At 33.0% G+C, this 7,509-nt stretch carries 8 protein-coding genes; 4 read left to right on the top strand and 4 right to left on the bottom strand.

Annotated features, from left to right (window positions below):
• Positions 1 to 60: 60 nt before the first annotated feature.
• A complete protein-coding gene (gene istB, locus ACWATA_RS26855; protein ID WP_047932902.1) occupies positions 61 to 825 on the bottom strand; it encodes an IS21-like element helper ATPase IstB in 765 nt (254 codons plus the stop codon).
• Complete coding sequence (gene istA, locus ACWATA_RS26850; protein WP_080967575.1) at positions 822 to 2,084, bottom strand: IS21 family transposase; 1,263 nt, start codon at positions 2,082 to 2,084, stop codon at positions 822 to 824. Before istA ends, istB begins: the two co-directional genes overlap by 4 nt.
• 340 nt (positions 2,085 to 2,424) lie before the next feature.
• Between istA and ACWATA_RS26845 the strand changes: the two genes are divergently transcribed.
• From ACWATA_RS26845 to ACWATA_RS26835, 3 genes are all read left to right on the top strand, one after another.
• Complete coding sequence (locus ACWATA_RS26845; protein ID WP_473050405.1) at positions 2,425 to 2,874, top strand: cupredoxin domain-containing protein; 450 nt, start codon at positions 2,425 to 2,427, stop codon at positions 2,872 to 2,874.
• A gap of 326 nt (positions 2,875 to 3,200) precedes the next feature.
• Positions 3,201 to 3,410 (top strand): hypothetical protein, encoded by a 210-nt coding sequence (locus ACWATA_RS26840; protein ID WP_473050404.1) that lies wholly within the window; start codon positions 3,201 to 3,203, stop codon positions 3,408 to 3,410.
• A 787-nt stretch (positions 3,411 to 4,197) separates the two neighbouring features.
• Complete coding sequence (locus ACWATA_RS26835; protein ID WP_221815847.1) at positions 4,198 to 4,428, top strand: hypothetical protein; 231 nt, start codon at positions 4,198 to 4,200, stop codon at positions 4,426 to 4,428.
• A 185-nt stretch (positions 4,429 to 4,613) separates the two neighbouring features.
• Here ACWATA_RS26835 and ACWATA_RS26830 read toward each other — a convergent pair whose 3' ends face one another.
• Both ACWATA_RS26830 and ACWATA_RS26825 read right to left on the bottom strand, forming a co-directional pair.
• On the bottom strand, positions 4,614 to 5,216 hold the full coding sequence (locus tag ACWATA_RS26830; protein ID WP_473050403.1) for a recombinase family protein: 603 nt from the start codon (positions 5,214 to 5,216) through the stop codon (positions 4,614 to 4,616).
• A 161-nt stretch (positions 5,217 to 5,377) separates the two neighbouring features.
• Positions 5,378 to 5,581, bottom strand: coding sequence for a hypothetical protein (locus ACWATA_RS26825; RefSeq protein ID WP_221815845.1), 204 nt, complete (start codon positions 5,579 to 5,581; stop codon positions 5,378 to 5,380).
• Positions 5,582 to 5,977: 396 nt separating this feature from the next.
• Here ACWATA_RS26825 and ACWATA_RS26820 point away from each other — a divergent pair, with 396 nt between their 5' ends.
• Complete coding sequence (locus tag ACWATA_RS26820; protein ID WP_473050402.1) at positions 5,978 to 7,405, top strand: UDP-N-acetylmuramoyl-L-alanyl-D-glutamate--2,6-diaminopimelate ligase; 1,428 nt, start codon at positions 5,978 to 5,980, stop codon at positions 7,403 to 7,405.
• The last annotated feature ends 104 nt before the right edge of the window (positions 7,406 to 7,509 follow it).

Here is a 7,509-nt window from a genome sequence, read left to right as displayed (position 1 = left end):
TGTCAACAACGTTTTAAATTTACCCAATATCAGCGAAAACAAATTCCCCGTTATAAACGGTTAAGTAGTCAACTTGGCAGGATAAATTCCTGCCTTTTTCTTTTCGCGTAGACGATATGAATCTCCCTTTATATTAAATGTAATCGCATGATGAAGAAGCCGATCTAATACAGCTGTTGCCAACACTTCATCTCCAAAGACGTTTCCCCAATCAAGATAGGATTTATTTGATGTTAAAACCATTGCTCCTTTCTCATACCGTTTAGATACAACTTGAAAGAAAACATTTGCTGTGAGTTCGTCAAATGGAAAATATCCTACTTCATCTATAATTAAAATATCTGGCCGGCTCCATCGATTGACAAGCCGATGGAGGGTACCTTTCTCATTTGCCTTTCGGCATTGTTCTACTAAGTCATCTGAGGTTAAGAAGAGAGCTGTATATCCTTTGGTAATGGCCTCTACCGCGAAAGAAATAGCTAAATGCGTTTTCCCTACACCAGGTGGACCAAGTAAAATTCGATTTTCTCCATTCGAGATAAATCGGCACGTAAGTGTCTCTTTTACTTGTTTCTCACTAAGACTTGGTTGAAATGTAAAATCAAAGTCGTGAATCGTTTTGTTATAAGGGAGTTTTGCCTGTTTCATTCGTTTTTCCAATTGTCCCGACTCTTGCTTCTCTATTTCCTGTAAAACGATGGTGTGAAGAAATTCAGAATATGATACATTATCTTTAGATACGTCTTCTAATACACTATCTAGTTGGTTAGCTGTATGGTGCCAACCAAGCTTCCTTAGCCGGTCAATTAAGAGCTCATTCATCATACATGTTCACCTTCTTCTAATGCTGCGTAAGCAGCGAGAGGACGTTTCTCTACTTTAGGGGATGGGTCTTGTGATTGAGAAACATCGGTCGCCAAACCTTCAATGTGTTTCTCTTTCTGACCCATCTCTGTCTTCTGTAAACCTTGATAATGTTCCATCCGGATATGTGTCGTTGCGTTTCCAGTAAGAATAGGATGTTTTGCTATACATTCATGTTCATCGTATATTTCTATATGATGATTTAATGTTTCCTTTACTTTAACGGTCTGTCCAACATAACGATAAGGAACGGAGTATTGTTTTCCCCCGTATGATATAAAACAATCTCGACTAACCTCTCTATGCTCCCAATGGGAAGTAGGAAATAAAGGTTTTTCCCCCCAGGCCTTCAGGAACTTCTGTTCCTGCTCAAACCTCTTAAAGGGTGCTTCATTTGTTGTCTGATTTTCCTTTTTATTAGCCACCTGATTTAACCATTCTTTTATATCCTCGTTTAACGCATTCAGTGTTGGTTCATGTTTTCTTTGAAAAAAGTTATCTTTTAAATACTTTACCGTTCTTTCTACTTTCCCTTTTGTTTGAGGCCTCCTTGGACGGCAGGCCTTTGGCACAATTCCATAGTAAGCCAAGAAATCTTCGAATTTCCGATTAAAACGAACTTCCACTGGGCTGTGCTTGATCACCACTGTTTTCATGTTATCGTAAAGGATTTGGTCTGGTATCCCATTAAAATAAGAGAAAGCATTCATATGGCATTTCATTAAAGTTTCTAGGTTCATATTCGTTGTGAATTCTACATATTTCATCCGGGAATAACCCAAAATCATGATAAATCCATATACATCTTGCAGCACATCATTTACTAAGTACTTCCCGACATACGCCCAGTCCATTTGAGCTTGCTTTCCAGGTGGCGTTTCAAACCGTAAGGTTGCCTGTTTCTTTGGTTGTTGGCGAAGAGGACGAACAAAATCTCTTAAGATTGTGAGCTGACCTTCATAACCCATTGCTTGTATTTCTTCTAATAAGACTACGCAATTAGTGGTACCCTCTTTAAGCCGTCCAAGTATGTACGGTTTGTAAGGGGTTAATTTGCTTTCTTTTTTCTGTTTACTTCCTTTACGCTTAGGTAACTGGTTATCTTTTAGGTATTTACTGACTGTTTTGCGATCGAAACCCGTTGCTTCTGCAATAGCTGTTTTCGTCCAACCTTTTTGAAACAATTCTCTAATCATAAAAAACTCCCCAATCTTCAGCACCGTTTCTCCACTCCATCCATGATGTTGTCTTGAAACGATTATCTGTTATTATTGGGGAATTTGGAATCGCTGTTATTGAGTATTTTACAGTCGCTGATTACACTTACAATAAAGTTTCAATGAATGTTAACTGCTGGATGATAAGTGCATTTTCTTTATAATTAAATTTATTCTTTCACTATTCTTTCACTATTTTTTCACTATCCAAGAATAAAATTACAAGTAAAAGGGTTATATCATCTATTGTTACATATTTTCTTGTATTCAAGTTTAAGAAACAGGGAAAGAGAGTGCTTTATAGTGTAATAGAGGTAAAATATTATTAAGGAGGTATCCTATAATGCAAAAACGAAAGAGATTGTTTTGTTTAGTTGCACTAATACTCATCCTTAGTGCTTGTGGAAAATCAAACGATACAGACAATGCAGAAAAACAGGAAAATATGGAGGGTATGAAACACTCTAATATGGACATGAAAGATTCTTCAACATCTAATTCTTCTTCAAATGAAAGTTCAAGTAACGAAGTTAATGTAATTGCATTAAATTGGGAGTGGCAATTATCTAAAACTGCTTTTAAAGTAGGTGAACCAGTTACCTTTTCTATTGAAGGAAAAGAAGGTGTTCACGGTTTTTCAATTAAAGGCACCAATATAAACGAGCAAGTTGCAGCTGGAGAAACAAAAAAAGTTACATGGACACCCGATAAGGCAGGAGAATATACAATAGAATGCAGTATTGTATGTGGGACTGGTCATAACGACATGGTTCAAACAATAACAGTTAAATAGCTTTAAATTTTTATGTAACTTTGATTATTTTCCACTATAAAGTGTTAAACTTATAATAATAAGTAACAAGTTAGCTATTACTTATAGATGTCTTCTTTGAAAGTTCACCCTTTTGTAGGTGAACCTTTTTTTATTTATATTAAATAAGTAAATGCATCAGGTTGAAAATCATATTGTGTTAATTTGTAAAATAAATATCCATAAATTAACTAATAAAAATGCCTCCGACAGTTATTAGAACACATGCTATTATTAATCTAGGAGTTTAAGATACGGACAAAAATAATTAAAGCAGTTCAAGAAAATAAAGGATGGAGGTTTCAGAAATGAGAAAGTATTGGATTTTCAACATTCTAATTACCATGTTGTTTCTATTAGTGTTAACTGTTCTTTATAAATTTTCTTTTACAAATCAAGAATTGATTTTCTTGGGTATTGTAGGACTAGCACTTAGAATTTTGGGATATTTAAATTATAAACTTAACTATAAAAGAAGAAATTTATTAGAAAGTAATGAAGCATCTCAGAATTTCTAACCCGATAGTCACAATGACTGTTGCAGTTAAACCTGTGAACCTGTAGCTGAAATAAGTAATCAATTCTTTCGATTTAAACCCAGTCATTTTTAGGGCTAATCAGTAACTGTTTAAGAGGAATTATTTATTTTAATGTCTTCTGGTATTTCGACTTACTAAATTGCGTAGAATTTAGGTACAGAACTGTTTACACTGACTTAAATTAGTCTAGATTAATGTAATAAAAAATTACCCTATATGCAACAATTGCTTGATCCACCTTAAAGTTGGTAATTATATTTAGGGTTCTATTTATTCAAAATAAGTTTTAGCAGAAAGTGACATTACTTCTTTATACAGGAGGGCTTATATGGGATGTTGTAATAACAACTCTAAGTCTAAAAAGAAAATTCCTAGCTGGCTATTTCTTATAATATGGTTTATAACAATCAGTGGAATAGCAATATTATCTGCTCTATTTAAATGATTTATCATGCATTTGATAAATCATTTTTTTTAACTTTATAATTCTTTATTCTATATTTCGTTTATTTTAGTTTTTATAATAACTAACCGTTTGCTGTTGAACTAGGCAAAAGACCTTTTTATGGAGATTGGTTAAAAAACAATAAATAACATTATTATGCATAAATTACTCATTTTTACTAATACCCATACATAAAGCTCAAAAGGTGATTTAAATGGTTATAAAGTGATAAAGTTCCATTGACTAATAAAGTGAGACACAAGAGAAATTTTTTTGTTACTGTAAAGGCATATGAAAAAAATGATAAAGCTGGTGAAGAAAATGGAGAAAACGATCTTGGTTGCTGATGACGATCGATTAGTGAGCTCCCTGGTTGGCGTAGCAAAGACAGATTCAACGGATCTCGGCGAGCTATCAAGTGAACTGTTCCATCCCGTGGTCGGCTTACTTGTGTTACTCGTGATCGTGGTATTGTCGATGTACAAACCAAGGGGAATGACCCGGTATGGGTGGCGCAAACAGCAGGAGCAACATAATGTGCTGAAGCAGTAGACAAAGCACTCATCCAGGGCCGTCGGACGTATCCAACATAAGGTAAATTAACGTTAAGCCGGCAAAAAGCTTTTTGTCACAGTTTGGCATAAATATACAATCCAGTAATTTGGAAAACAGCCGCATTTAATGCAGAAATGCGGTTTCTTTTTTTCTATTGGGGTTAACACCTTATTTTCGCTTCTTCATCTATTCTCATATTCTTTCACTTTTTTATAAAAAGTAGATTTTTTCATATTCATTTTATCTATAAATGTCTTAGTTTTTACCTTACCACCTTTCCATTCTTTGTATATCTCATCCCATTCATTAGGCAGTTCTAAGACAGGCCTTCCTACGTGTATCCCTTTTGCTTTAGCAGCAGCAATACCTTCTAATTGACGTTGTTTCATCGTTTCTTTTTGCTGTTGTGCTATTAGAGTGTATATCTTAATAATAACGCTATTTATTATCTCTAAAACTTTTTCTTCATTCTCTACTGAACTTTTTATAGCACTAGATAAGTCTATAATTTTGACTCTGACGCCTCTTTCATCAAGTTGCTTTAAGTAACCCCCTATTTGTTGTTTTGTACGCCCTAAATGATCTACAGAGTTAAGATACAAAGTGTCACCTTTTCTAATAACTCTAAGCAAATTTTGAAATCCTTCACGTTCTATATGTCTAACTCTAGCTTTATCACTGTATATATTCTTTTCATCAATTACATATAATTTTAAGGTCTCTATTTGTGTATCAAGATTTTTTTCCTTTTTAAATATGCGAATATAACCAAACCTATTCCCCATTCTTAAAACCACCTTAATATGATTCTCTAAAATAAATGCATGAAAAAATTTAATTTAATGTTATTTAATGTAACAAGTTTTTTTCTACGTGATGCTCTTTTCCTGTGTTATTTCTATAGGGCGAGTATTTAAGATTGAATTTGAAGTATTGTTACCAACAATCATTGATTATCACGGTCATCGACATGTTGTCGAGGAACGGGAGTTTCCCTAGTTTCTGTTTTTCCTATCTCTCTTTGATAAACTTCACCGTTTACAATTTGCACAAAAAATAAACGAATTATTAAGGTTGTGAATAATAAAAAAACGACAATATATAAGATATTCATCTTAAAAGAAAACTTCGCTTTTTCCTTTTTATTCATCATATTACCTTCTTTTATGAAATTTATATCGAATGCTCTCGTTAAGCACAAGAATTCTGGAGAAAAGAGATGAAAAGAAGAAAGACATTAGCTATTCTCTAACCAGATTATGAATACTTTGATTTTATTGTTATTAACCAATATAACAGGGGAATTTGGAGAATTTATGTAGTTCAATAAATGTTTTGAAAATAAAAAGATTTTGAAGGTGCTTCTTTCTTCTTTAGTAATTGGGAAGAATGAACAGAAAAGCACTGATTGTTAATTCTCCACAGATTCTTCAAAAATAAGTATTACGATATAGCTTAACAAGTTAAATACTCTCCGAAAATAAAGCATCTAGAGATGTTTTATAGACGTGCTTAAAAAAATTTCATCTTAGGAGTGAGAGGAAAATTGAAATTAAATTCATTATTAGAAGGCATTATAAATAAAGAGCTATTAAGTAATATAGAAATCCAAGGTATATCTGTTGATTCAACTAGAGTAAACCAAAATGATTTATTTGTTGCTATCTCAGGTTATCAGCAAGACGGTCATGATTTTATAGATAATGCAATAAAATCAGGAGCTATTGCTATTGTTGGAGAAAAAGAGATAAGTGACTTAACAGTTCCTTATATTAAAGTAGCCAACAGTCGATTGGCACTTGCTAAAATTGCTGGTAACTTCTATAAACATCCATTTAGAACACAAAAACTTATCGGTATTACTGGTACGAATGGAAAAACAACAACCTCTTTTATGCTAAAACATATCCTAGAAGAAGCAGGTTTGTCTTGTTCTTTATTTGGTTCTGTTTTTAACGTTGTAAATGGACAAGTTTCTTCTTCTAAACATACAACCTTAAATGCTCTCGAGCTACAAAGACAACTTTATATAAGTAAAGATGACGTTATTATTATGGAAGTTTCTTCACATGGTTTATCACAGTTTCGGGTTGAAGGAATAAAATTTGATTATTGTCTATTTACGAATTTAGATGAGGAACATCTTGATTACCATAAAGATATGGAAGAGTATTTCTCTGTTAAAGCTAGCCTATTTAATAAATTAAAATTAAATGGTAGTGCAATTGTAAATGCCTATAACAGTTGGGGAGAAAAACTAATTGATAAACTAAAGGGGAACGTTTCGAATATTGTTACAATGGGCGAGGGAAGCAATCATGATCTACAAATTATTTTTGAGAAAAATAAAGAAGATTCTTCTACATTGTTAAACCAAAGAAACAAGAGCTATGAATTAAAATTAAAAATGTTAGGTTCTCATAATATATATAATGCTGCAATGGCATTTTTGACAGCTAAAGAACTAGGTATTGAAGAAAATAGAATTATTCGTTCATTAGAGACATTGAGAGGTGTTCCAGGGAGATTCGAAATTATTCAAGCTCCAGAACAAGCTACTTTTGTTATTGACTATGCACATACACCTGACGCTTTTTATCATTGTCTAAAGACAGCAAGAGATTCTGGTGCAAAACGAATTTATCATGTTTTTGGATTTAGAGGGAATAGAGATGAGAACAAACGTCAAGCAATGAATAACATTTCTAATGAGCTTAGTGATTTAAGTATCCTAACTTTTGATGATTTGAATGATGTCTCTGCTGAAGAAATGGAAACCACCCTTCGAAAATTAAACGTACAAGAAAAAGGAATAGTAATACCTGATCGAACTTTAGCAATCAAATTTGCGTGGACTTATGCTTCTAAAGGGGATTGGGTTATTATCACAGGAAAAGGTGTAGAGACTTATCAAGAATTATATGAAATACCTACTAGTTCTGATAAGGAAACTATTGAGTACCTTCTTCAATAATTAAAGCACTAACAGTCATACCAATTGAGATTAATTGTTCAAAAATATAGGAACAAATGAAAGTTACAATAAAACAAACCAATCTATAGGGTATTAGCCTTATA

This window comes from Priestia sp. USM5, from assembly GCF_058323215.1.
This window is presented reverse-complemented; position numbering and strand designations above follow the sequence as displayed.